Source organism: Verrucomicrobiaceae bacterium (genome assembly GCA_016713035.1).
Taxonomy (GTDB): domain Bacteria; phylum Verrucomicrobiota; class Verrucomicrobiia; order Verrucomicrobiales; family Verrucomicrobiaceae; genus Prosthecobacter.
The window spans coordinates 80495-104922 of sequence record JADJPW010000006.1 but is presented as its reverse complement, the minus strand read 5'-3'; the positions used below and the strand labels follow the sequence as shown (position 1 = coordinate 104922).

The window sequence follows — 24428 nt, the reverse complement described above, 5'->3', positions numbered from 1 at the left end:
ATTCAATACTCCGCCATCTTGGGGTCGATCTCACGCGCCCAGGCGATGATGCCGCCAGAGATGTTCCACACATTTTCAAAACCAAGCTCACGCAGCCGGCTCACCGCACGGGCACTGCGTCCGCCGCTTTTGCAGTGGACGAGGATGCGCTTGCCTTTCGGCAGCTCGGCGGTGCGATTATCGAGCTCTCCGAGGGGGATGAGGGTGGCACCTTCGATGCGGCAGATGGATTGCTCGTGCGGCTCGCGCACATCGAGGAGAAAATGGTCGTCTCCGGCATCGCGGAGCTGTTTGAGTTCGTGAACGGTCATAGAGGGTTCGGGGGAGGTCGATGCAGGCACTTTGGGAATGCCGCAAAAGCCTTCGTAGTCGATGGGTTGGGTGATGGATGGATTCTGACCACAGACCGGGCAGTCTGGATCACGGCGCAGATTCAGCACACGTGTGCGCATGCTCAGAGTATCGAGATGAAGCAGTCTGCCCACGAGCGGCTGGCCGGTGCTGGTGAGCAGCTTGATGGCCTCCAGCGCCTGCATGCTCCCGATGATACCCGGCAGCACCCCGAGCACGCCCCCTTCAGCACAACTAGGCACCAGACCCGGCGGCGGCGGCTGTGGACACATGCAGCGATAACATGGCCCTCCCAGGTGCGGAGCAAAGACACTCACCTGCCCATCAAAGCGCAGGATGCTGCCATAGACGTTCGGCTTGCGCAGCCAGACAGCCACGTCATTGCTCAGATAGCGCGTGGGGAAATTGTCTGTGCCATCAATGATGACATCGTAGTCCGCAGCGATGCGCATGGCATTGGCCGCCGTGAAGCGCTCCGGGTAAAGCTGCACATCGACATGCGGATTGAGGTCCAGCAGGCGCTCGCGGGCGGCCTCCAGCTTCTTTTTACCTAGATCACGCTGTCCGAAGAGGATCTGGCGCTGGAGATTGCTCATCTCCACCACATCAGGATCGACCAGGCCTAGCCCACCGATGCCCGCTGCCGCCAAATACATCGTGATGGGCGAGCCTAAACCGCCTGCACCGATGCACAGCACCCGCGATCCGCGCAGACGACGCTGCCCCTCGATCCCGAATTCGGGAATCGCGAGGTGCCGCGCATAACGGCGCAATTCGTCAGTACTGAGGTCTGTCATCAGCCCACACGATGGCGCGGCCCCGCCTGCATGCAACGATTCCGACGGTTGCGGCCCTCTTTACGCTGCTTAAACTGCGCTCATGCCCGATTGGACACCCCCATCCTCTGTCAATCTGGTCGATCTCGGCTTCATGGACTCACGCTCGAAGCTCATCGACCTCGCCGCCTTCCTCGACCGCGTGCAACGTGCCGGTCAAGACAGCGATTTCCGCGTGCAAGCCCTCAAAAACGCCCTCGCCCTGCTCTCCCAGGACAAACCGCAGCGTGCAAAGGAGGTCCTCCTCAGCTTCAGCGATCCCAGCACCGACCCCATCGCCAAAGCCACCATCCAAGGCGCCATTGGCGCTCACAAACCGTGAACTGAGAACTGCGAACCGAGAACAGCGAAGCGCATGAACTACATCGAACCCCACGGCCACATGGTCAGCCGCACCACCGACGACTACGAGCGTATGGCACTCGCAGGCTGCCAGGCCATCTGCGAGCCCGCCTTCTGGGCCGGTTTTGACCGCGCCAGCGCCGACGGCTTCTACGACTACTTCCGCCAGATCACCGAGTACGAGCCCAAGCGTGCCGCCAAATTCGGCATCAAGCACTTCTGCTGGCTCTGCATCAACCCGAAGGAGGCCGAGGACATGAAACTCGCCGAAGAAGTCATCGCCCTCATCCCGCAGTTCATCGACAAGCCCGGCGTGCTCGGCATCGGCGAGATCGGCCTCAACAAAAACAGCCGCAACGAGCTCAAAATCTTCGAGCAGCACGTCCAGGTGGCGCAGGACTACGATCAGCTCGTGCTCATCCACACCCCGCACCTGGAAGACAAGCTCAAAGGCACCCGCCTCATCGTCGATGCGCTGAAAAACTTCCCCAAGATCAAACCCGAGCGAGTCATCATCGACCACGTCGAGGAGCACACCATTGATCACGTCCTCGATCACGGCTTCTGGGCCGGCATCACCCTCTACCCCGAGAGCAAGTGCACCCAGCACCGCGCCATCGACATGCTGGAGCACCGCCACGCCGAGCGCATCTGGATGAACAGCGCCTGCGACTGGGGCATCAGCGACCCCCTAGCCGTCCCCAAGACCATGCAAGCCATGCGCCACCGCGGCTGGCCCCCCGAAATGATCCAACGCGTCGCCTGGGACAATCCACGAGCCTTCATGGGCCAGTGTGAGAAGTTCACGCTCTAATGTCATCGCAAATCCGTGAGCTAATTCAGCCATCTCCTTCTCAAATCAGGCATTCCAAGTCCACCCGCTGGTTTTCACCTCTGCCTTCGATAACTCAATTATCTCACGGAATCAGGGTCATACCAAAGCAGCAGTTAGTGGGGCTACTTATTGGACAAAATTCGCTATTATTGGCAAAAAGTGTGCAACTTCGGCTAGCCGTGAGCATGTCTTGGCTTATTCACTCAGCCACCATGTCTAGACGTAATCCCCATTGCTGGTGCGGATTTATTATTGCCTGCTCCACTTTGTTTGCCCTGGGCCAAGGAGGTGAGTTTGATACGACTTTTTCACCTGGCGTGGTGATTACGGGTTCATCCGGGAAGTTGGTGCGGAGGGGGGCGTGACGATGGCAAAAGGGCAGGATGAGCCAGAGTTTGCTATATCACGCGTTTGGCGTGCGCGAAGGATACGAGTATCGCAGCACGAAGTATGTGGAGGGCCGGGTGGAGTTCCATCTAGCGGTCAAGGATCAGCACATTGAGTGCCCGCACTGCCAGGGGCGGGAGTATTGGAGGCGCGGCAAAAGGCAGCGACGCATCAAAACCCTGCCCATCGGCCCCAAACAAGTGGTGCTGGTGGTGGAGGTGCCCAAATGCGAGTGTCGTGGCTGTGGCAAAAGCTTCGAGCACTCCCCCTTTGCTCCCGCCTACAGCCACCACAGCCGCGCCCTAGCTCGATTCGTCTGCGAGCCTGAGCCGCTTCATGAGCCTGCAAGACGTGGCACGCTTCACACACCTGGGTTGGGACACGGTCAAAAGCATTGTGAAGGCCGATTTGGCACGGCGCTTTGAGAAGGTGGAAATGCGCGAAGTCAGGCGCATCGGCGTGGACGAAAACTACCTTGGCAAGAAGGCCAAATACGTCACCCTGGTGGTCGATCTGGAAAGCGGACGCGTGCTTTGGGTGGGCAAAGGACGCGGCAAGGAGGCCCTGGAGGGCTTCTGGGAGCGGCTGCGGCGCAGCGGTGCCCACATTGAGGCGGTGGCCTGCGACATGAGCGGAGCTTACTGGAGCGCCATCAACGAGCACCTGCCTGACGCCGCGATTGTCTTTGATCACTTCCACATCATCAAGCTCGCCAACGAGAAGATCGACGAGATACGGCGCGGTCTGCAGCGCACACTAGAGCTCACCGGACAGAAGTTCATTAAAGGCACGCGCTACCTGCTGCTCTACGGCAGGGAGAATCTGCCGCCGGACAAGCGCCCGAAATTGGAGGAAGCCCTCGCCTACAACGAGCCGCTCTCCAAAGCCTACTATCTCAAAGAGGAGCTACGCCAGCTATGGAACCAGCCGGGCAAGGAGGCAGCGCAAAAGTATCTGCAAGAGTGGATACTCAAAGCCTACGCCACGGCCATCGGGCCGCTCAAGCAGCTCGCCAACACGATGCTGACGCACGCGCGGCAAATACTCAGCTACTTCGACCATCCGATCAGCTCCGGCATCATGGAGGGCCTCAACAACAAAATCGGCCGCCTCACGCGCCTAGCCTACGGCTACCGCGATGTGGACTTCCTCCACCTACGCATCTACGCGCTCCACGAGTCAAAAGACATACTCACCGGCACTTGAATGCCGCACCAACTTCCCGGATGAACCTGATTACGGCTTTGGGTGGAGATGAAAGAGTAAGCAGCTTTGCCTTGATGCCAGATGGGAGGATCGTGGTTGCAGGGACGAATCGCATGGAGGTATCTCCATACAATACGAATGCACTGGTACTACGGTATCTTGCCAACGGCAGGCCTGACACATCACTAAACACAGGTAATGCCTTGGCAGGCATTAAGGCATTTGATGTTCTGGAGCGCACGAGCTGCCTGACTGCTCTACAGGCCGATGGCAAAGTCCTGGCGCTTTTCAATCACTTCAATAATCCTGCCATCCTTACGCGCCTTAATGTGGACGGCACCACAGACACCACTTTTGGAAGCAACGGCAGTATCACCTTAGCCGTAACATCTTCGAATGATTTTCACAGCCATCCCATAGCCTGCCGAAATGAAGGACGAGCTGGTGGTTTGAGCAGGCAGTGTGGATAAAATCGCTGGGGGTCGAGTAGAGGTTTTGTGTCTTACGGCGTGACTTCGTGGGCGAAATCAGGCGGGGGCTGTCCCATGAGATCGCGTTCGTGCTGGCTCAAACCCTGGTAACCACGCGGTTTGTGGAGTGCCTAGCAGCGTAAAGCTGCCTCCTGCTGTCCCATAACTTCGCAGCAATCTCACGAGGTCGATCCGCACCCACATCGCGGCACGCATGACGGCGAATAGCCGCGTAAAGCTGTGACCCCACTGGCCGATGTGTGCGGCAAAGCGCAGCAGCACATACACCAGCAGCGCCGTCCATACCTGCCAGCGGATGGCGTTGTCGCTGTGGCCGAGGAAGTCGCCGAGCTTGAGGGTCTGCTTCACTTGCTTGAAGAACACTTCGATGTCCCAGCGGGCTCGGTAGAGGTCGCACACGCTCATTGGGCTCCAGGTGGTGGTGTTGGAACCGAGCGGAGCGAGATAGACAAGCCGCAGGCTGCCCGAAGCCCCCCCCCGGAGGGGCGGATCAAATGAAGACCATCAGGCGCTCCGCATCATCGACCTCCACCCAGGCTTCCACGCGGCGCAGAGTCCAGCCTGCGAGCTTCTTCCATTTGCTCCCTGTGAGCTTCACCATCTGGTCTTTGACGATCTTGCCGCCCTTCTCTACTGGAAAATTGCGCACGGTGCGGTAGCAAAAGTTGTCCTTCGCACGCGTCACCCACTGCATGCCGCTCACGTCGAGATCATGCAGGTGCGCGAAGTCCACATAGGCTTTGTCGAAGACGACGATCTCGCCTTCCTCCAGCCCGGCACAAACCTCGCGAGCACGTTTGTTGTCATTCTCGCCAGCGGTATCGACGATGGCAAAGGTGGGCAGAAAGCCATTGAGGCCGAGCCGCAGATGCATCTTCGCGGCGGCCTTGCTTGGCCCAATCCATGCAGTTGGCAACCAACTCCATTACGGTCGAATCAACGGCGTGGATGCGTGCTTTGAATCGATGCAGCAGCGAATGCCCGGCACTGCCGCCGGGACGCTGCCGTCCAAAACTTGGATCACGATGCTGAAGGTGCGCGAGGGCGGCGTGAGACCAAAGGCAGCGATGGCACGAGTCTTGAGCCGCAGCCAGTCGCACACATCATTGAGGCTCAGAGCGTGAGCCAGCTGTGCAAAGATCATCGTGCCGAGATGGTTGAGCACGCTGTAGGTGCGAGCTTTGAAATCGACACCAGTCTCCTTGGCAGACTTGTGAATGATGTCACGCGGAATGAGCTTGAGCATCTGCCCGAGAACATTGATGTGGTGACGTGCTGGCTGGGTAGCGTGTGTGTGTGTTGATTTTGACATCGCACTCCAAATCAAGCCACTTCCCGCCCTCAGTCAGCACTCTCCAACTCAAATCTCTATGGGACGCCTGTGGAAATTTTTCTTCCTGGGGTTCACAAAAAAAATCACTCCGGCAGCTTGTCGAAATGAAACTGGCAGCAGTCGAGATCGAGGGTTTTGCAGGGTGAGAGTGCTATTCGCGTGCGACGGCAGCGGGGCGATGCTTGAGAAATGAAAGAAGATGCCTTAATACGGTCTGGCGACCGAAAAAGGTGAGGCAGAGAAAGAGCAGGAGGCTGCATTTTCTCATGTCGGAGTCCGGGCGCAGGCATTGCCAGATGAAGGCAGCCCCGGCTGCCGTCGCCAACGCCAACTGCACCCACTCCCGCGTGATCTGGCACACGGAACGGCGGCTGGGGCGTCGCTGCAGAGTTGCAGAGGTCATGGCTGGGTTTCGGGGGGGGATTTGAGGACAGCACGAAGGATGCGACGTTCCTCGAGGGGCAACGAAAGGAGGATGTTTTCGTCGTGGGCCTTCAAGTATTCGATGCCTGCGGAAAGCCATCGCAACGGGATAGCCATCACCGCTCTGGCGCTAGCATCCAGCTTTGCAGATGCATCACGCCAGCACGAAATCCAGAAATCCAATGCCTCATGACTACGATGCAGCCAGTCTAATTCGCCCAAATGGCTAATTAATGAGCGCCCTAAACTTGGCAGATAGCCAAGGCGGGAAAAACTGCCAATCACTCTCGAAATCGCTACAGGCCATGCGCGAACTGGCTGGTCATGGATAGCGCGAATCAGCGCGATGCTCACGATTTGGTGATTTGGAACAAGGATTTCGCGGACAGTGGGCATATCCGTGTTTTCTAGGACTTCAAATAGGTCATTGCAAAACTCCTTGGGCCTTCCTGACTCATTTAAGGTCATACAACTCAGGAAAGCTGCACGTGCCCTTATTCCCTGTGGGATACCTAGCATTGCAAGCACCTGTGAGGAAGTCTTGAGGGCGGCGTCCAAGTCGAGCTTCGTTCCTTCTACAACACCGCGATTGACTAAAGCTGTCGCTTTTTGCTCTCTGGGTGCATCGGCAGCATTTATCACTCGATCAAAATCTTCCAGAGCTTCACTCACCCTTCCTAGGTCCATCAACGCACTGCCTCGGTTTACCAGTCCTTGATACAAGGGATCTAGAGGTGGAGACTTCAGTTCGAGCAATTTTGTAAACTCAGAGACAGATTCAAGGGTGAAGCCAGCCTGGGCGAGTGTGGTTCCAAGATTATAGTGCGCCCAGGCTTTCAGGTCTTCGCGTTGAGTGGACTCGACTGATATTTTGTAGGCTGAGATTGCTTCATTTAGCCTGCCAGTTTCGCAAAATGCGATACCTGCATAAAAATTTGCGGTCGCTTGCTGCTCCTGTGTTGCTCGGCGGGATGCGACCAACTTTTCAAACGCATCAAGAAGCTTTTCCCACTCCTTCTTATAAGAGTAGATTCTGGCCAGTTTTAGTAAATCAGAAGGATTGCCTTCTTCTTCGGCGAGACAAATAAGCCGTGCCAGCGTAGCTTCGTCACAATTTGATTCATCCAGATCGTCTAATCCTCTGCGCAAAATTACATGTCGGAGACACAGCCATCCCATAGCCCTCGGAAACTGACGGGCAAGCGAGTGGTTTGCGAAGGGAGGGCGGCTTAAAAGCGGAGCAGGGCGAGTTGAGTTTTTACGGCCTAAAGCGCGGTTATGCAGGCATATCACGCGGGTGCTGTCCCATGAGATTGCGTGCCCGCAGGCTCAAACCCTGGCAACCACGAGGTATGCGGACTGCCCAGTATTTTGAAACTGCCACCTGCTGTCCCATAGCTTTGTAAAACGCCAAGCAGATCGAGCCGTTCCCACATCGACGCGCGGGCCACAGCAAAGAGCCGCGTGAAGCTGTGGCCCCACTGGCTCATGTGTGCGGCGAAGCGCAGCAGCACATACACCAGCAGCGCCGTCCACACCTGCCAGCGGATCGCGTTGGCGTTGTGCCCCAAAAAGTCGCCGAGCTTGGAGTGTTTGCTTCACCTGTTTGAAGAACACCTCAATGTCCCAGCGGGCGCGGTAGAGGTCGCAGACGCTGCGAGGACTCCAATGGGTGTTGTTGGTGATGAAGACCATCAGGCGCTTCTCGCCATCGACCTCCACCCATGCCTCGACCCGCCGCACGGTCCAACCGGAGAGCGACTTCCACTTCGTCCCGGTGAGCTTGACGATCTGATCCTTCACAATGCCGCTGCCTTTGACCACCGGCAGGTTGCGAAGGGCGCGGTAGCGGAGGTTGTCCTTGGCGCGGGTGACCCACTGCACGCCGCGCAAATCGAGATCATGCAGGTGGGCGAAGTCCACATACGCCTTGTCAAAGACGACCACTTCGCCCTCTTTCAATCCGGCGCAAAGCTCACGGGCGCGCTTGTTGTCATGCTCGCCGGCGCTGCCCACGATGGCGAAGGTGGGCAGGAAGCTGTTCAAGCTCAGGCGCAGGTGCATCTTGGCGGCGGCCTTGCGGCGGCGGTGCCTGGCCCAGCCCATGCAGTTGGCCACCAGTTCCATCACAGTGGAGTCAACCGCGTGAATCCTCACTTTGAAACGGTGAAGCGGAGCGCGTGAACTGCGGCCGGGCCGCTGAGAGCAAAAGCTCGCATCGCAATGATGCAGATGTTCGAGCGTGCGCCAGAAGACCAGCTCGGTGAAGCGAGCGTCGCGCTCCTTGTTGGCGTGGGAGAGGTTGTTGCGCGAGGGCGGGGTGAGGCCAAAGGCGGCGATGGCGCAGGTCTTGAGCCGCAGCCAGTCGCAGATGTCGTTGAGGCTCAGGGCGTGGGCGAGCCTGGGCGAAGATCATCGTGCCGAGGTGGCTCATGACACTAAAGGTCCGCGCCTTGGCGTCCACGCCGGTCTCCCTGGCAGCGGTGCTGATGATGCTGCGCGGTATGAGCTTGAGAATCTGGCCGAGAACGTTGATGTGATGGCGTGCTGGCTGGGTGGCTTGGGTGTGTTTTGGTTTTGACATCGCAATCCAAATCAAACCACTTCTCGCCCTCAGTCAGCACACTTCACACCCCTCTGCCTAGCCGCCTTATGGGATGGCTGTGAGTAAAATACGATGTTTTTAATACCACATCGTTTTAAACGTATTATTGCCAGCTTTCGCTACTCCGGCAGCTTGTCGAAATGAAACTGGCAGCAGCCGAGATCGAGCGTCTTGGCGTTGTTCGAGAGCTTCTCACGAAAGGCGGCGGCGAGGGCGTAGATGCGCTGCTGGCCTTGTTTCTCGACTTCGAGGAGTCCGGCTTCTTTCAGCACGCGGAGGTGCTTGGAAACGTTGTAGGGCGTGACTTCGAGCGCTTCGCACAGCTCGGTCACGGGCTTCGCTCCCGCGATGAGTTGGCGCACGAGGCGCAGACGCGTCGGCTCACCCAGCGCACGCATGGCGCTAAGGCAGTCGAAGGTTTTGCGGGCAGGCATGGCTCGGAAATACAGCGTGGTGGATTTTTTTGCAAGATGCGTGGTTGGCGCTTGTTTATTTGCCACATCTGGCAAATAAAAACACCCCATGTCCCAACGCGCACGCTACATCATGATCGGAGGCTTCCTCGGAGCCGGTAAAACGACCACCGTCGGACGGTTGGCGCGGTATTTGAGCGATCAGGGCCTCAAAGTCGGCCTCATCACGAATGATCAGGCGGGTGGCCTCGTGGACACGAAGCTGCTGCGCGGCCAGGGCTATGCGACGGAGGAAATCGCGGGCGGCTGCTTCTGCTGCCGCTTCAACACGCTCGTCGATGCCGCCAGCAAGCTGACGAGCAGCACCAAGCCGGATGTCTTCATCGCGGAGCCGGTGGGGAGCTGCACGGACCTCGTGGCGACGGTGACGTATCCGCTGCGCCGCATGTATGGCGATGCCTTCACCATCGCGCCGCTGAGTGTGCTGGTGGACCCGATCCGCGCCCGCCGTGTGTTCGGTCTCGATGATGGCGGCACCTTCTCCTCCAAAGTGGCCTACATCTTCAAAAAGCAGCTCGAAGAGGCCGACATCATCGTCATCAGCAAAAGCGATCTCATCGACGACACACAACGCGAGGAGCTGCGAGCCGTTTTGACGAAGGAATTCCCGCTCGCGAAGGTCGTCACGGCCTCGCCACGTCAGGAAACCGGTCTCGATGAGCTTTTCGCCAGCCTCATGACCGATGAGCAAGCGCGGCGCAATCCCATGGCCGTCGATTACGAAGTCTATGCCGATGGCGAAGCGCTGCTCGGCTGGCTGAACGCCACCGTCACGCTGAAATCGGATGACGAGTTCGAGGCGAACGACTTCCTCAAAAAGCTCGCCACGCATGTTCAAGGGCGGTTACAGCTCGCAGGCATCGAGATCGCCCATTTCAAGATGACCTTCAGCCCCGACGATGGCATCGCGGGCGAACTGGCGAGCATCAATCTCGTGCGCAGCGACTATGTGGCCGAGCTCGGCATGGAACTCGACGAACCGAGCACTGGCGGCCAGCTCATCATCAATCTGCGTGCCGAGGCAGATCCGGCGTCGCTCATGGAAGCGGTGAAAGCAGGCGTCGAAGCGACTGCGGCGCAATTTTTCGGCCTCAAAGCCACGCTCGATCACGAAGAGCACTTCCGTCCCGGCAAACCGACGCCGACGCATCGGGATAGCTGATGAATCAAGGCCGCCAAGCCTTGCTCCAGAGCACATACGTCTCGTGCATAGCCTGGCGCTCCAGCGGCGTCCACTCGGCGGTGCGTTCGTTGAGTGACTTGTATTCGCCTAGGCGCGGATCTTTCTCGACGGCCTTCGCGTAGTTCTCCAGCGCCCGCTTCGTGTCGCCCGTGCCCCAGTAGCCGAGTACCAGCGAGTAATAGTCGTAATGAGCACCGTGATCGCTGAGCTTCGCTGACGCTTCACACTCGCGTACCGCATCCGCGTAGTCGCCCATGTTGAAATACGCCCAACCCGCGCGGTTGCGCATCGGTGCGTCGTCCTGCAACTCGACCGCCTTCTTTAAATCCTTCCGCGCCTCCTCTTTTCGTCCAAGAAGCGCCAGCACATAGCCGCGGTTCGAATGAGCCTTGGCGTCGTTCGGGTTACGCTCGATCTGCTTGTTCAGAATTTCGAGCTTCGGTGTGGTCGAAACAGGCTCAGCGGCAAAAGCAGGCAAAAGGAGGGCGAGAGCGAGGTAGGAAAGAAGAATTCGGTTCATGATGAGTGGATGCTTCGGAAGGAAAACGTCACTTCCTGCTGTCATCCTGCGCAGGCATCAACAAACAGACGTTTCGTGCAGGCACGCCATTGCCAGATGCACCAGCGCCTCCGGCCCGATGGGCTCCTCGGCCTGCCACGGCAGCCAGGCGGTGCGGGTGGCTTGTTTTTCGACGACTTCGTCGATGTAGCGATGCTCGGAGTGCTCGCGACGTTGCAGCAAGGGATCGCAGGAGCCGCTGTGGAGCAGGCTTTGATTGATGACCCACGCGTAGGGCTCGATGCGGGCGCGGCGGAGATCGGCCTGGAGGGCGGCGGCCTCGTGCACGGGCGTGGCCTCGGGCAGGGTGATGAGCAGGATGTGCGTGAAGGCGGGATCGCGCAGGTGTTCGAGGAGTTTCAGCACTTCCTCGGGTTGTGTGCTGCGGGCTTGGCGCTCAAGTTCGCGTTGGTAGGCCTCGCTGGCATCGAGAAGCAGCAGCGTGTGGCCGGTGGGCGCGGTGTCGAGCACGACAAAGCGTTTCGTGCCTTGTCCCACCTCGCGGGCAAAGGCGCGGAACACGGCGATCTCCTCCGTGCAGGGCGAGCGCAGGTCTTCTTCGAGCAAGGAGCGGCCTGCGGCATCCATTTGCGAACCTTGATTGGCCATGACTTCCGCAGTGTAGGCGGCAGTTTCGGCCGCGGGATCGATTTTACTCGTCGTGAGGCCCTCCACCTGTCCGGCGAGCGTTTGCGCAATGTGCGCGGCGGGATCGGTGGTGCTGAGATGCACGCGGTGACCACGTTTCGCGAGTAACACGGCGATGGCGGCGGCGACGGTCGTTTTGCCCACGCCGCCTTTGCCCATCGTCATGATGACGCCGTGACCTTGCTGCTCGATGCCGCTGACGAGATCAGCGAGGCTTTGCATCTCCGGCGGCTGCCACGATGAGAAAGCCGCATTCGCCACCGCATCGGCTTCATCGCTCAAAAGCACCTTCAATCCGCCGATGCCGAGGATGTTGATGGAGCGCAGCGGCACCACAAAGCTGGGCATGCTGCCAATGAAAGGCTGCGAGGCACTCAAGGCGTCCTCACCACGCTGCTGCATGGCTTGTGCGATGGGATCGGCCGTGTAGGCGCGTTCGCCAGAACGCGGTTTGGGCAACGCGGGGCCGTCAGACCGCAAACTGGCGTTTGCGCCTACAAACACACCATTGATGACGAGGCATTGATTCGCGATGCCGAGCGCACGCAGTTCCTTCGAGGTGCGTTCGGCCTCACGCAGCGCGGAGAGTTGCGGACGGCTCACGAGCACCAGCGTGGTCGCGGTGGCATCGGCGAGCGTGTTCACCGTGGCTTCGTAAATGCCGCGCTGCTTTTCCAATCCGGCCAGCGGTCCGAGGCAGGACGTGCCGCTGGTGTTTTTGTCGAGAAACTGGTCCCAGGCCTTCGCCAGGCTCATGAGCCGCAAGGTGTGGCCGGTGGGCGCAGTGTCGAAGATGACGTGGTCATAAGCCTTCGCGGCATTCGGATCACCGATGAGGCCGGAGAACTCGTCAAACGCCGCGATCTCCACCGTGCAGGAGCCGGAAAGCTGCTCCTCCATGCTGCGCAGCGCCGCCTCCGGCAGCAGGCCGCGCATGGGGCCGATCAAACGCTCGCGATACGCCGCCGCAGCGGCCACGGGATTGATGTTCAGCGCATCGAGGCCCGGCGCACCCACGATGGGCGTGGGCGCGTTCGTGAGCTTTGTTTCGAGCACCTCATCGAGGTTCGATGCCGGGTCCGTGCTCACCAAAAGGACGCGTTTGCCCGCCTCGACGAGTCGCAGCGCCGTGGCGCATGAGAGTGAGGTTTTGCCCACGCCGCCTTTGCCGGTGAAAAAGAGGAAGCGTGTCGAAGTGGCGGCATCAGGCTGGTAAGTGGGCAGGTTCATGATTTGGCCTCCTCGATGCCCAACACCGTGCGGAAGAACACCGGACGCTCGTCATGGTTCGGATAGCGGCCCTTCATATAAACCTCGCCGTCGATAAAGATGACTGGCAGCACGGTGGTGCCTTCTTTTTCCAGCAGAGCCTTCACCGCCGCGTTCTTCGCAAAGGCCATCGGCTGCTGCCCCAGGTTCTGGCGCTCGATTTTGACCCCCATGTTCGCTAGTTGCGACAGCGATGCCGCGAAGTTCACGAGATCAGGATCAATATTCGGACCGCAGATACCGGTGGAGCAGCACATGGGCGGATCAAAGACCTGGATGGTTTTCATGAGGGAGGCTCGCCCGGTTCATAAGCAAGTAAAGCCCCGTCACTGAGCGAAACTTGTTGCCCGCTCGCTTTATTTGGCTATTTCGCCAAATAGATGCCCACCACGAAGAAAAAGCTCGAAGACCGCGCCGCCGTGATCAAGGCGCTGGGGCATCCGTCGCGGCTCCTCATCGCCGAGGCTTTGATGAAGGGCGAAATGTGTGTCTGTGACCTCAAAGACCTCGTCGGCGCGGACATGTCCACGGTCTCGAAGCATCTCACGCTCATGCGTGAGGCGGGTGTGCTGAACTGCGAGAAGCGCGGACTCAATATCTACTACTCGCTCGCCTGCGATTGCCTGAGCGATTTCCTCCGCTGCGTGGACCGGCTGGCCTGCGGCGGCAAAAAAACCAAATGCTGCTAATTCCCCATGACCATTGCTGAACTCCTCACTCACCTCCGCTCGCATGCGGACAAACCGCTCACTTTCATCCTGCCGGACGGTGGCCTGATCCCCGCGCACTTCCACATTACTGAGGTTGGCCACGTATTGAAGCGCTTCATCGACTGCGGCGGCACGCGGCGCACGCTGGAGACTTGTTTGCTGCAAACCTGGGTGCATGACGATGTCGCCCACCGCCTACACGCGGGCAAACTGGCCGCCATCTTTGACAAAGCGGGCGATGTGCTGCCGCATCACGAGCTTCCCGTGGAAATCGAATACGAAGACGGCGTCGTGGCGCAGTTCCCGGTCGAGAGCGCTGAGGTGATCGAGGGCACGCTGACCTTCCGCTGCGGCTGGAAGCACACCGATTGCCTCGCACGCGGGATTTGTCTGCCGGGCGAGTGTGCTCCGGCACCGAAAATCCTGCCACAGACCTGCTGCACGCCCGGCTCCAAATGCTGCTGACATGAATAAGCTCCTCTCCGAACTCCTCGGCACCTTCATCCTCATCTTCGCGGGCACTGGTGCCATCGTGATCAATGATGTGAGCGGCGGCGTGATCGGCCACGCGGGCATCGCGCTGACCTTCGGCCTCGTGGTCATGGCGATGATCTACACCTTTGGCGATGTCAGCGGGGCGCACCTCAATCCGGCTGTGACGCTCGGTTTCGCAGTCGCGGGCCGTTTCGCATGGAAAAGCGTGCTCGGCTATGTTTTGGCCCAAATCGCTGGCGCAGTGGCCGCGAGCGGCGTTTTGCGACTTTTGTTCCCAAATCACGAAAAGCTCGGTGCGACGCTCCCCGCAGGCTCGGCGATGCAGAGCTTCGTTTTGGAGTTCATCCTCACTTGCATCCTCATGCTGACGATCTTGCGTGTTTCCACTGGTGCGAAGGAAAAAGGCATCACCGCAGGCATCGCAGTCGGCGGTGTGATCGCCCTGGAGGCCATGTTCGCTGGCCCTATCTGCGGAGCGTCGATGAATCCCGCACGCTCGCTGGCTCCCGCGCTCGTCTCCGGCCACCTGGAGCACCTTTGGATATATCTAACTGCGACGGTGCTCGGCGCATTCGTTGCCGTGCCGCTCGCGAAAGCTGTCGAACCCACTCCCTCATGAACAAACCGCTCGTTCTCATCCTCTGCACCGGCAATTCCTGCCGCTCGCACCTTGCCGAAGGCCTGCTGCGCCACGTCGCGGGTGACATCCTCGAAGTCGCCAGCGCCGGATCGAAACCTGCGGGCTACGTGCATCCGCTCGGCATCAAGGCGATGGCGGAAATCGGCATCGACATCTCCGCGCACACGAGCAAGCACATGAACGACTTCCTCGTCCGCGATGTGGAGACCGTCATCACCGTCTGCGGCAATGCAGACCAGGCCTGCCCGATGTATCCCGGCCAGCTCCAGCGCCACCACTGGCCCTTCGACGACCCCGCCCACGCCACCGGCAGCGAGGAGGAAATCATGAGTGTCTTCCGCCGCGTGCGGGATGAGATCAAAGCCGTCTTCACCGCCTATGCAGACGGGCGTCGCGATGAAATGCGCCGCCGGAATAATTGAGGTCGAAAGAAGGCCTCTTCGCCCTCTGACGCACACTCCAGGCAGCGCTAAGGAGGCCCTGACTCATCTTGCGCCTACTTTTCGATTTCTTTTTCCCGTTTTCCGGTTCCTATCTGGCCGCCTGACTTCCGAGTGCCATGCCCGCCTCCCCTGAAAATGCCCGTTCCACTGCCCAAAAGGCACGCGAAGCCGCCGCAGCCGATCCCGCCAGATTCCCTGCGCTGGTGAATGCTCTCCAAATTCTGGGAGACACCCTGCGTGAGAGCGAGCCCGCCGCCGCTGAAACCGCCTACCGTGAGGCACTGACGAGCGCGGAGGGACGTGAGCTACCCGTGGGCACCCTGGCCGCCGTGCGGATGAATTTAGCGACCCTGCTCGACTTCAGTGGCCGCGAAGGAGATGCCACGGCCTTTTACGAAGACGCCATCACCGACTTTGAGGCCCTGGGCACCCGCGAGACAAAGGAAACCGCCGCGCAGCTCCGCAACAACCTCGCCATGTCCTACAAAGGCATGGGAAAATACGCCCTCGCCGAGCAGCACTACCTCCGCGCCCTCGATACCCTGGAGGCAAACCATGGCCGCGACTCCGAAGCTGTGGCCACGCTCTTCAATAACCTCGGGGGGCTCTACTACGTCGCGGGCTTCCCAGATCAGGCCAAGGACATGTTCACCGATGCTCTGGCAGTGCGGGAAAAAGTGCTCGGAGCAGACCACCGCGACACGGCGCAGTCGCATAGCAATCTGGCCACCGCCAGTCACGAGCTACGTGAAAACGCGGAGGCCCTGCGGCACTACGACCGTGCGCTCGACATCCTAGAGGGGCACCTCCCGCATGAGGCACGCAGTTTTGAGGCCACCAGCCAGGACTACATCGCCATGCTGGAGATGATCAATGACAACGACCGCGCAGCGACTATCCGCGCCCGCCTTGCACGCTCCCTAGGCAAGTCCTGATTCAAAAAGGCAACCTCGTCCACATGACCCACGAAGAGCTCCGCCACCAAGTCTGTGAAGCCAACCGCGCACTCGTGCCCAGCGGCCTCGTGCGCCTCACCTGGGGGAATGTGAGCGGCATCGACCGCGCCAGTGGCATCTGGGGCATCAAGCCCAGTGGCGTGGACTACGCGGCACTCACACCCGCAGACATCGTCCTCCTCGATCTGGAGGGGAAAGTCGTCGCCGGCAGCCTACGCCCCTCTAGCGACACCAAGACGCATCTCCACCTCTACCGCGAATTCCCCCAAATCGGCGGCATCACCCACACCCACCGTCCTTTTGCCACCACGCTCTGCCAGGCTGGTCGCGATCTGCCCTGCTACGGCACCACGCATGCGGATCACTTTCACGGCACCGTGCCGCTCGTCCGGGCACTCACGCCAGAGGAGGTCGCAGAGGATTACGAGCACCACACCGGAGTCGCCATCGTGCAGTGCCTGCGCAGCCAGGGGCTCGATCCGCTGCACATGCCAGCGGTGCTCCAGCTCCACCACGCTCCGTTCACCTTTGGCAAGAATGCGCTCGACTCCCTGCACAACAGCATCGCGCTGGAAATGTGCGCCCGCATGGCTCTCGATGGATTATCGCTCAATCCAGCCATGAGCCCCATCCCCGCTCACATCCTCGAAAAGCACCACCACCGCAAACACGGCCCCTCCGCCTACTACGGCCAAAAAGGAGCCTAAGCGGGTCCAGTTGGCGCTTTGCATTTGCTCGGCTCGTCGATGATCTCGCCATCGCGAGCGATTTTGATGAAGACATCCTCCAGCGTCGCACTGCTGCTACGCGAGACGATTTCTGTCGGAGTGCCCTCGCAGACGATTTTCCCCTGGTGGAGGAAGATCACGCGGTCGCAGACCTCCTCGATGTCACGCATGTTATGCGAGGTATAGAGAATGCCGATGTCACGCTCCCTCTGCACACGGCGGACGACTTTGCGCACCTTGTCCGCGATGTCGGGATCGAGTGAGGCCGTGGGCTCATCGAGCATGAGGAGCTCGGGGTCATTGAGGAAGGCTTTGACGAGATTCACTCGCGTGGACTCACCCGCACTGAGCTGTCCGGTGACTCGTTTCGCCAGATGAGTGATCTCCAGCATCTCCATCAGCTCGGCGATCTTCTTTTTCGGATCGGCCACGCCATAGATGCGTGCAAAGACGATCAGGTTTTGCCACACGAGCAGATTCCCTGGCAGGGCGGTGTATGCGGAGGAAAAATTCGCCCGTTGGAGGATCTGGATGCGGTTTTGGTGCAGAGGCAGGCCAAAGGCGAACAAATCGCCACTCGTGGGCAGTGTGAGCCCGAGTAGGCAATTCATCGCCGTGGTCTTGCCCGCGCCATTGGCCCCCAGCAGGCCCAGGACCTCTCCACGCCGCAACTGGAAGCTAAACCGGTCCAGCGCACGCACGCCGTCGAACTCGCGGGTGAGGTCACGAGCTTCGAGGATGATTTCACGGGTATCTGCGGGCATGCGCGGCCATAGCGGGCTGCGGAGGGTGTTTCAAGTTTCACCTTGGTGCTTTCTGGCCTCGGGGGCTAATCCTGGAAGAGGAAACTTGAAACCTGGGGGAGAAAACCCGACATACACCCCCTCTCCCATGCTGTCCTTTTTGAATGGAATGTATTCACTGTGTGCCTGTCTCTGCTGGGCGGCATCGCCTCACTCCTGCATGTGCTCATCCGCCACCGGGACTACCGGGCGGCGGCATTCTGGACGGCGCTGATCGTGCTCTCACCACTCATCGCACCGCTGCTCTACCTATTTCTCGGCATCAATATCCTCCGCCGGAGGGGGAAGCACTACCGGCGGGATATTCATGAGCCATGGCATGATCCTGTGCCTGCCAATCCCCTGCCCTTCTCCCCAGAAAGCAACGAGGCACGCGACCATCAGCAGCTCGCTGTGACTCTGGATAAAATCAGCCGCTTCTGCTTCACGCAGGGCAATACCGCCTCCGTGCTCATCAATGGCGACGAGGCAAAGCCACGCATGCTAGCGGCCATCCGCGCAGCGAAAACCAGCATCACCATGTCGAGCTACATTTTCGAGGCACTCGGTATCGGTGCAGACTTTGTGGCAGAGCTCACGGCGGCCGTGCGCCGTGGCGTGCATGTGCGTGTGATGGTGGATGATGCGGGGACCAAGTACTCGTGGCCTCCAGTGGTCGATTCCCTGCAAAAATCAGGCGTGCCCGCACGGCGCTTCATGCCAAACCATTTCCTCCTGCGCCTCATCACCATGAATCTGCGAAACCACCGCAAAATCTTGGTGGTGGACGGTGAGCGTGCCTTCACGGGCGGAATGAATATTCGCGAGGGAAACATGCTCTCACGCAAGCCAGAGCACCCGGTGCAGGATCTGCACTTCGAGATCACGGGGCCCATCGTCGCACAGATTCAACGAGTATTCGCAGAAGACTGGCTGTTTTGCTGCGGCGAGACTCTCGATGGAGCTACTTGGTTCCCGAATTTGGTCGAAAACGGCCCCGCTAGTGCCCTGGGCATCGTGGATGGCCCGGACGAGGACATGGAGGTCATGCCCGCTGCCTTTTTCGCAGCGATCAATGCAGCCAAAGAAGAAATCCTCATCGCTACGCCCTACTTCCTACCCAATCCCGTGCTGCTAGCCGCGCTACGCCTCGCAGCCATCCGTGGTGTGAAAATTCGTATCGTGACGCCGCAAGTCAACAACATCCCCTTCGTCGCCTGGGCCGCGCAGACGCTCTATCCTCAGCTCCTTCAGGTCGGTGTGCGCATCTTTGAAAGTCCCCCGCCATTCGATCACTCGAAGGTTTTCCTCATCGACGGCGTGTGGAGCTTCATCGGCAGCACGAACTGGGACCCACGCAGTCTGCGGCTGAATTTCGAGTTCAATGTGGCCCTGTATGACCCAGCGCTCGCCACTCGACTGAAGACCATTTTTGCCGAAAAACGTGCCCAAAGCTGCGAAGTGACGCGTGAGGGCCTAGAGGCCGCCCCATGGCCACAAAAGCTGCGCAACGGCTTCGCACGACTCTTTATCCCGCTACTATAATCCATGGCCAAAAACACTTTCAGCGTCCTTTTCGTCTGCCTCGGCAATATTTGCCGCTCACCCGCTGCGGATGGCGTGATGCGCACACTCGTCGCAGAGGCCGGATGGTCCAAAAGAATCGAAATCGACTCCGCAGGCACCGCAGGCTGGCACAGTGGCAAGCTGCCAGACCCGCGCATGCGTGCAGCCGGCAAACAGCGCGGTCACACGCTCGATCACTGCGCACGCCAAATCTGCGCGGACGACCTCGAGCGCTTTGACCTCATCCTCGCCATGGATCGCGAAAACCTGCGTGACATCGAAGCCCTGGACCGCCAGCGCCAGCACCGATCCAAAATACGCCTCTTCTGCGACTTCTGCACTGAGCATGCCATGTATGAAGTGCCAGATCCCTATTACGGCGGACCAGAGGATTTTGAAAAAGTACTCGATCTCATGGAGGATGGCTGCGCGGGGATTCTCCGCCATGCGCAGTCACTCTGAGGCGAGACTCTCCCCTCTTCACCCACATGAGCCTCACCACACGCTTTCTACTCGGGTTCGCGCTCGTCGCCAGCGTGGGGCTTTTCGTCCTTTTCTCGCAGCTCATCCGGCGTGTGGAGCGGCAGTATATGGAGGCCACCGAGGAGCCCCTGGTCGATATCGCCAACATCTTGGCCGAAATGCTCTCCCAACAGGCTCAAAATGGCATTTTGCAGCCTCAAGACATCGCCCAAGCTGTCCGCACTGCTCACTCCCGCGAGCTCAGTGCCCGCATCTACAACCACACCAAGCAAAAAGTCGATCTGGAGGTGTACGTCACCGATCCGCAGGCCCGTGTGCTCTTTGACTCGAGCGGACTGGAGGCCCCCGGCTCCATCTCACGCAAGCGGGACATCACCCTCACTCTAGCAGGCCAATACGGTGCACGCAGCACCCGCACAGATGCGGCTGATCCGCGCTCTGTGGTGATGTATGTCGCCGCACCGATCCTGCGGGATGGACGCACACTGGGCGTCGTCAGCGTGGCAAAGCCACAGCGCGGTGTCTTGGCCTTTGTCTGGGAAACAGAGCGCTGGCTGAAGTGGGTAGTGGCCTCCACCATCCTGCTGATGCTGCTGGGCATCTATATTTCCGCACGCTGGGCCACTCGCCCGCTGGATGACCTAGCACAGCACGCTCTGGCCATCAGCCGTGGTGAGCGCAGCACGCCACCACGCATGCCAGGCCACCAGATGAAGACCCTCGCCCGCGCACTCGAAGACATGCGCGATGCGCTGGAGGGACGCGAATACGTGGAGAGCTACGTCCAGAGCCTCACGCATGAGCTCAAAAGCCCCGTGGCAGCCATCCTCGGCGCAAGCGAGATCCTCCAAGGCAGCGATGTGCCTGCGGATAAGCGCACACGCTTCCTCGGCAACATCGGCGCCGAAGCCGCTCGCCTGCGCGATCTGCTCGAGCGCCTACTCCACCTCGCCGCACTGGAAAAACAGAAAACACTGCTCAAACGCGAGCCCGTCAATCTGCGTGAGGTCATCCTCCGTGCCTGGGATCACCACGCGCTACTCGCCACCGCGAAAAATCTCCGCCTCGAACAGGATCTCGCTGATGAACTCATCGTCGAGGGCGATCCCTGGCTCATAGAGCTGGCACTCTGCAATCTGATGCAGAACGCCATCGACTTCTCACCGCCAGAGGGCCAGCTACGGATCAAGTCCTACCGCTTTGAGCAGCGCTGCGTCATCGAGATCGAGGACGAAGGCCCAGGCATCCCGGACTATGCACGCCAGCGAGTCTTCGAGCGCTTCTACTCCCTGCCCCGCCCTGACACCGGCAAAAAAAGCAGCGGACTAGGTCTCTGCTTCGTCAAAGAAGCCGCCACACTGCACCATCGATCTCCTACCAGGAGAAAACGCACGCGGTACCAAAGCCGTCCTCGTCCTTCCCTGAGCTCCTCAGATCGTCATCACGCCTGTGCTGGAGCCAAAGGCATCCACTTCAATACCCATGTTTTGCATGAGGCGGACGAAGAGGTTCCCCATAGGCGTGTTGTTCTTCGCATCACCCGTGAGGTGACGACCATGTTTGAAGCCCCCACCCGCGAGCAGCAGCGGCAGATTGTGCCAGTCGTGCGAGTTGGCATTGCCGAGGTTGCTGCCATAGAGCACCGCGGTGCTGTCGAGCAGACTTTTAGCCCCCTCACGCTTGGCTTTGAGTTTCCCCATCAGTGAGTCCAGGGCTTTGAGCTGCGCCGTTTCGATGAGCCGTAGTTGAGCGATCTTTTCGGGATCTTGGCCGTGGTGCGAGAGATTGTGATGATCCGCTTTGACGCCGGGAATAGTAGGCACATCCCCGCGCCCTTGAACAACCATGGTGATCAGGCGTGTGCTATCCGTCTGGAATGCGAGCGGGATCAGGTCAAAGAGCAAATTCATGCGTCCGATGAGGTCTTTCTCATCCTGAATATCCTTCGGCGGCTGCGCATCGACTTTGGGCTTTGGTTTCTGCACCCAGGCTTCCGCCTTTTGCAACCGCAGCTCCATCTCACGCACGCTGGTGAAGTATTCTTCGAGTTTATCCCGGTCAGCACTGCCAAAACGCCTCTCCAGGCGCTTTGCCTCCTCACCCACCGTATCCATGATGCTGCGACCTTCTTGGAGCTTACGCATCTGCTGCGAGATTTCGTTGGCACTGCCATCGAGGAAGAGTTTGGCGAAAATCTTTGAAGGCTTCGACTCCGCCGGGATCATCACCCCGCTGCGGGTGTAGCTCTGGCTGTTATTGCCACCCGTGTTGAGTTGCAGGGAGGGGTAGCGAGTCTCAAAGCCGATCTTCTCCGCGATGAATTGATCAAGCGAGATCGAATTCCTAAAACCACCGAGCCCCGGATGCCGAGCCCCAGTGAGCCAAGTCATCTCCGAAGCATGTCCATCGCGTCCATTTTGATCCGGGTGGCAAACATTGGAAAAAACCGTGAAGTCCTTCTGATGCGCCTCGATCATCTTCAAATACGGAGAGACCGCATAAGCATCGCCACTGGTCGCCGGGAAGAAATCGGGTCCATAAATGCCCAGCGAAGCACAAATCGTCACCAGCCGCTTCGGCGGAGCCGCCTCAGCCGCCAAGACCCTGCGTCCCCACATGGCATCGAGAAAGGGCAACGCCAGCGAGACCCCCGAGGAGCGAAGAAAGGTGCGACGAGAAAGAGTGGATGTCATCGTCACAAAGGTGCCTGAAAGCGCCCGCCTAGCAAGTTTTCGCTACGGAGCCCAGCTACCAAATGAGAAACACGGTCACCTACTGCGCATCGACCATCTTTTCGTGGGTAAGATGGCTGGGGAGGAGTGACCAGACCTCTTCATGCACGACGCTAGGCTCTGCGGAGGCATCGAGAACACGCATGCGCTTTGGTTCTGCGGCGGCGAGGGAGAGGTAGCCTTGGCGGACTTTTTCAAAGAACTCGGGCGGCTGGCTCTCCATGCGATCGAGTTCGCGGCCAGTGGCGTGGATGCGCTGCCAGGCGGTAGCGGTGTCCAGATCCAGCACGACGGTGAGATGGGGCAATGTGCCGCCGATGGCGAAATGATTGATGGCTCGCACGCTCTCCAGCGGCAGGCCGCGTGCATGACCCTGATAGACGGTGGTGGAGTCGAGAAAGCGGTCCAGGATGACAAAAACTCCCGCAGCGAGTAGCGGCCGGATTTTTTCCCGCACGATCTGTGCACGGCTGGCAGCGAAGAGGAGTAGCTCGGCCTCTGGCGTCATTTCTGCCCCTTCTTTGGCATGCTGGAGGAGATGACGGATGCTCTCACCCACCTCGGTGCCGCCGGGCTCGCGTAGGACTACGACGCGGTGCCCTTGCTGCTCAAGTCGAGCTTGGAGCAGGCGTATTTGTGTGGATTTGCCGCAGCCTTCAGAGCCTTCGAAGGAGAGCAAGAAGCCGGAGCTGGAGGTGGCGGCGGACATGGGGTGTGTGGATCGCTGATAAAGCGGACCTCTGTGCGAATCAAAGCGGAATAGCACTCGATGATGCTCATCGCCCCCGGACCCGGATTGCTGCCAAAATTTTCGCTGCATTCAATGAAGACAAAATGCTTGCGCCAAAAGCGAGAGCGGCTAAACATCCCGCCCCTTCCCCGGAAGGGAAAGTGATTCCTGAGTAGCTCAGCGGTAGAGCGGGTGGCTGTTAACCACTAGGTCGTAGGTTCGAACCCTACCTCAGGAGCCATCTACGGCAGAGTAGCTCAGGGGTAGAGCAGAGGACTCATAAGCCTTTGGTCGGGAGTTCAAATCTCCCCTCTGCCACCAATGGATGGAGCCAGCCCTCACCCAGGCAGCAGGAAGTCTAAGAACTCCGCCGCCACGCCACACCAGCAGCGCACCACTTCACCCAGGCCCAGTGCGGGCGAGGGAGATGCCGCGAGCAGCATCAGCATGAGCAGGGCCACATTCACCAGGAAGATGAGCATCATGGAGAAGAACTCGCCATTGCGCCGCAGGTCCCCCTGCTCGATGCGCACGGTCCGTGCAGTGTAGGTCGCGTGGAACCACCAGGTCAGTCCGACGAGGTAATAAAACACTAGCGCGGGCACCATTTTCACCGGCCCTAGCCGCACAGGGCTGTGCAGATCCAGAAAGATGCCAACCACGCCAAAGAGCCCCAGTACGATGATGGTATAAAACGGCAAGAGATACGGCGCGAGCGTGATCCAGGTGTTTGATTTGTTCGTCTCGACGTAGCCACCATCGGCACCGACCTTCCAGTCAAAGATCACTCCGCCGAAGAGCTTCGCGACAAAGTAGTGGCTCATCTCGTGACCAAAAACATAGGTCGTCACGGGCCGGATGCCACAGAGCCAGATCGCCCACCAGCTCAGGCCACCGAGGGCGAAAAAGACCAGCTCCGCACTACGCCAGAACTCCAGATCACGGCAGGCCCGCCAGAGCATGACGCAGAGCGTGATGGCTGTGATCAGCGCCAGGGGGAAGAGCAACACAGCCCCGATGACCCGCTTGAGGAAGAGTAGCGCTGCCTCTCCCTGCGCATCGGCACGGTTATTGATACCCGCTGGACGAGTAGTGGCTTCGATTCGGTGTCGGCGCTGGTTTTTCTTGCCCATGACAGGTTAATAATTAACGAAACTTAAACATCTTCACAATCCGAATTGTGAAGATGTGAACAATTCTCCGCATAACTCCCACTGCTCTC

25 protein-coding genes, 2 tRNA genes and 2 pseudogenes are annotated in these 24428 nt (G+C 59.4%); 16 read left to right on the top strand and 13 right to left on the bottom strand.

Features of this window, described 5'->3' with window-relative positions; genetic code table 11:
- Nucleotides 1-2 precede the first annotated feature (2 nt).
- Nucleotides 3-1148, bottom strand: a complete 1146-nt coding sequence (gene moeB / locus IPK32_17560; GenBank protein MBK8093724.1) for a molybdopterin-synthase adenylyltransferase MoeB — start codon at nt 1146-1148, stop codon at nt 3-5.
- An 82-nt stretch (nt 1149-1230) separates the two neighbouring features.
- Here moeB and IPK32_17555 point away from each other — a divergent pair, with 82 nt between their 5' ends.
- The 5 genes from IPK32_17555 to IPK32_17535 all read left to right on the top strand — a co-directional run bounded on the left by IPK32_17555 (nt 1231) and on the right by IPK32_17535 (nt 4427).
- Nucleotides 1231-1509, top strand: coding sequence for a hypothetical protein (locus tag IPK32_17555; protein ID MBK8093723.1), 279 nt, complete (start codon nt 1231-1233; stop codon nt 1507-1509).
- Nucleotides 1510-1542: 33 nt separating this feature from the next.
- A complete protein-coding gene (locus IPK32_17550; GenBank protein MBK8093722.1) occupies nt 1543-2343 on the top strand; it encodes a TatD family hydrolase in 801 nt (266 codons plus the stop codon).
- 437 nt (nt 2344-2780) lie between these two features.
- The gene (locus tag IPK32_17545; GenBank protein ID MBK8093721.1) at nt 2781-3176 is read left to right on the top strand and encodes a transposase family protein; all 396 of its coding nucleotides are present in this window, start codon (nt 2781-2783) and stop codon (nt 3174-3176) included.
- Complete coding sequence (locus IPK32_17540; protein MBK8093720.1) at nt 3088-3957, top strand: ISL3 family transposase; 870 nt, start codon at nt 3088-3090, stop codon at nt 3955-3957. The genes IPK32_17545 and IPK32_17540 overlap by 89 nt, the downstream gene beginning before the upstream one ends.
- On the top strand, nt 3954-4427 hold the full coding sequence (locus IPK32_17535; protein ID MBK8093719.1) for a hypothetical protein: 474 nt from the start codon (nt 3954-3956) through the stop codon (nt 4425-4427). The genes IPK32_17540 and IPK32_17535 overlap by 4 nt, the downstream gene beginning before the upstream one ends.
- 57 nt (nt 4428-4484) lie before the next feature.
- Here the strand turns inward: IPK32_17535 and IPK32_17530 are convergent.
- The 5 genes and pseudogenes from IPK32_17530 to IPK32_17510 all read right to left on the bottom strand — a co-directional run bounded on the left by IPK32_17530 (nt 4485) and on the right by IPK32_17510 (nt 9243).
- Nucleotides 4485-5760: pseudogene (locus tag IPK32_17530) on the bottom strand (IS4 family transposase).
- A 172-nt stretch (nt 5761-5932) separates the two neighbouring features.
- Complete coding sequence (locus IPK32_17525; protein ID MBK8093718.1) at nt 5933-6184, bottom strand: hypothetical protein; 252 nt, start codon at nt 6182-6184, stop codon at nt 5933-5935.
- On the bottom strand, nt 6181-7383 hold the full coding sequence (locus tag IPK32_17520) for a tetratricopeptide repeat protein (protein ID MBK8093717.1): 1203 nt from the start codon (nt 7381-7383) through the stop codon (nt 6181-6183). The genes IPK32_17525 and IPK32_17520 overlap by 4 nt, the downstream gene beginning before the upstream one ends.
- Before the next feature lie 110 nt (nt 7384-7493).
- A pseudogene (locus IPK32_17515) lies at nt 7494-8788 on the bottom strand (IS4 family transposase).
- 140 nt (nt 8789-8928) lie between these two features.
- Nucleotides 8929-9243, bottom strand: coding sequence for a winged helix-turn-helix transcriptional regulator (locus IPK32_17510; GenBank protein ID MBK8093716.1), 315 nt, complete (start codon nt 9241-9243; stop codon nt 8929-8931).
- Between the two features lie 112 nt (nt 9244-9355).
- Here IPK32_17510 and IPK32_17505 point away from each other — a divergent pair, with 112 nt between their 5' ends.
- The gene (locus IPK32_17505) at nt 9356-10444 is read left to right on the top strand and encodes a cobalamin biosynthesis protein P47K (GenBank protein ID MBK8093715.1); all 1089 of its coding nucleotides are present in this window, start codon (nt 9356-9358) and stop codon (nt 10442-10444) included.
- Nucleotides 10445-10448: 4 nt separating this feature from the next.
- Here IPK32_17505 and IPK32_17500 read toward each other — a convergent pair whose 3' ends face one another.
- Genes IPK32_17500 through arsD form a run of 3 tightly spaced genes read right to left on the bottom strand, consistent with a single transcriptional unit; the run spans nt 10449 to nt 13228 of the window.
- Nucleotides 10449-10985 (bottom strand): tetratricopeptide repeat protein, encoded by a 537-nt coding sequence (locus IPK32_17500; protein ID MBK8093714.1) that lies wholly within the window; start codon nt 10983-10985, stop codon nt 10449-10451.
- Between the two features lie 57 nt (nt 10986-11042).
- Nucleotides 11043-12902: an arsenical pump-driving ATPase gene (gene arsA, locus IPK32_17495; GenBank protein ID MBK8093713.1), complete on the bottom strand. Its 1860-nt coding sequence runs from the start codon at nt 12900-12902 to the stop codon at nt 11043-11045.
- Nucleotides 12899-13228, bottom strand: coding sequence for an arsenite efflux transporter metallochaperone ArsD (gene arsD, locus IPK32_17490; GenBank protein ID MBK8093712.1), 330 nt, complete (start codon nt 13226-13228; stop codon nt 12899-12901). The genes arsA and arsD overlap by 4 nt, the downstream gene beginning before the upstream one ends.
- A gap of 93 nt (nt 13229-13321) precedes the next feature.
- Here arsD and IPK32_17485 point away from each other — a divergent pair, with 93 nt between their 5' ends.
- From IPK32_17485 to araD, 6 genes are all read left to right on the top strand, one after another.
- Nucleotides 13322-13630: a winged helix-turn-helix transcriptional regulator gene (locus tag IPK32_17485; GenBank protein ID MBK8093711.1), complete on the top strand. Its 309-nt coding sequence runs from the start codon at nt 13322-13324 to the stop codon at nt 13628-13630.
- A 6-nt stretch (nt 13631-13636) separates the two neighbouring features.
- Nucleotides 13637-14116 carry a hypothetical protein gene (locus IPK32_17480; protein MBK8093710.1) on the top strand — a complete coding sequence of 160 codons (480 nt, stop codon included), beginning with the start codon at nt 13637-13639 and terminating at the stop codon, nt 14114-14116.
- A 1-nt stretch (nt 14117) separates the two neighbouring features.
- Nucleotides 14118-14765 (top strand): aquaporin, encoded by a 648-nt coding sequence (locus tag IPK32_17475; protein ID MBK8093709.1) that lies wholly within the window; start codon nt 14118-14120, stop codon nt 14763-14765.
- The gene (locus IPK32_17470) at nt 14762-15208 is read left to right on the top strand and encodes an arsenate reductase ArsC (protein ID MBK8093708.1); all 447 of its coding nucleotides are present in this window, start codon (nt 14762-14764) and stop codon (nt 15206-15208) included. The genes IPK32_17475 and IPK32_17470 overlap by 4 nt, the downstream gene beginning before the upstream one ends.
- Nucleotides 15209-15345: 137 nt before the next feature.
- On the top strand, nt 15346-16164 hold the full coding sequence (locus IPK32_17465) for a tetratricopeptide repeat protein (GenBank protein MBK8093707.1): 819 nt from the start codon (nt 15346-15348) through the stop codon (nt 16162-16164).
- Nucleotides 16165-16187: 23 nt separating this feature from the next.
- Nucleotides 16188-16892: an L-ribulose-5-phosphate 4-epimerase AraD gene (araD, locus tag IPK32_17460; protein MBK8093706.1), complete on the top strand. Its 705-nt coding sequence runs from the start codon at nt 16188-16190 to the stop codon at nt 16890-16892.
- Here araD and IPK32_17455 read toward each other — a convergent pair.
- Nucleotides 16889-17677 carry an ABC transporter ATP-binding protein gene (locus tag IPK32_17455; protein ID MBK8093705.1) on the bottom strand — a complete coding sequence of 263 codons (789 nt, stop codon included), beginning with the start codon at nt 17675-17677 and terminating at the stop codon, nt 16889-16891. The two genes, araD and IPK32_17455, sit on opposite strands and share 4 nt — an antisense overlap.
- Before the next feature lie 159 nt (nt 17678-17836).
- On the opposite strand from IPK32_17455, the gene IPK32_17450 reads away from it, so the two are divergent.
- Together IPK32_17450 and IPK32_17445 are read left to right on the top strand one after the other, a co-directional pair.
- A complete protein-coding gene (locus IPK32_17450) occupies nt 17837-19240 on the top strand; it encodes a PLDc N-terminal domain-containing protein (protein MBK8093704.1) in 1404 nt (467 codons plus the stop codon).
- A gap of 3 nt (nt 19241-19243) precedes the next feature.
- Entirely contained in the window at nt 19244-19723 is a 480-nt protein-coding gene (locus tag IPK32_17445) for a low molecular weight phosphotyrosine protein phosphatase (GenBank protein ID MBK8093703.1), read from the top strand.
- 1451 nt (nt 19724-21174) lie between these two features.
- Here IPK32_17445 and IPK32_17440 read toward each other — a convergent pair.
- Both IPK32_17440 and tmk read right to left on the bottom strand, forming a co-directional pair.
- Entirely contained in the window at nt 21175-22437 is a 1263-nt protein-coding gene (locus IPK32_17440) for a DUF1552 domain-containing protein (GenBank protein ID MBK8093702.1), read from the bottom strand.
- A gap of 79 nt (nt 22438-22516) precedes the next feature.
- Nucleotides 22517-23185 (bottom strand): dTMP kinase, encoded by a 669-nt coding sequence (gene tmk / locus IPK32_17435; protein ID MBK8093701.1) that lies wholly within the window; start codon nt 23183-23185, stop codon nt 22517-22519.
- 187 nt (nt 23186-23372) lie between these two features.
- On the opposite strand from tmk, the gene IPK32_17430 reads away from it, so the two are divergent.
- A tRNA-Asn gene (locus IPK32_17430) sits at nt 23373-23447 on the top strand.
- 5 nt (nt 23448-23452) lie between these two features.
- Nucleotides 23453-23527, top strand: a tRNA-Met gene (locus IPK32_17425).
- Nucleotides 23528-23544: 17 nt separating this feature from the next.
- Here the strand turns inward: IPK32_17425 and IPK32_17420 are convergent.
- Nucleotides 23545-24339, bottom strand: coding sequence for a hypothetical protein (locus tag IPK32_17420; GenBank protein MBK8093700.1), 795 nt, complete (start codon nt 24337-24339; stop codon nt 23545-23547).
- Between the last annotated feature and the right edge of the window lie 89 nt (nt 24340-24428).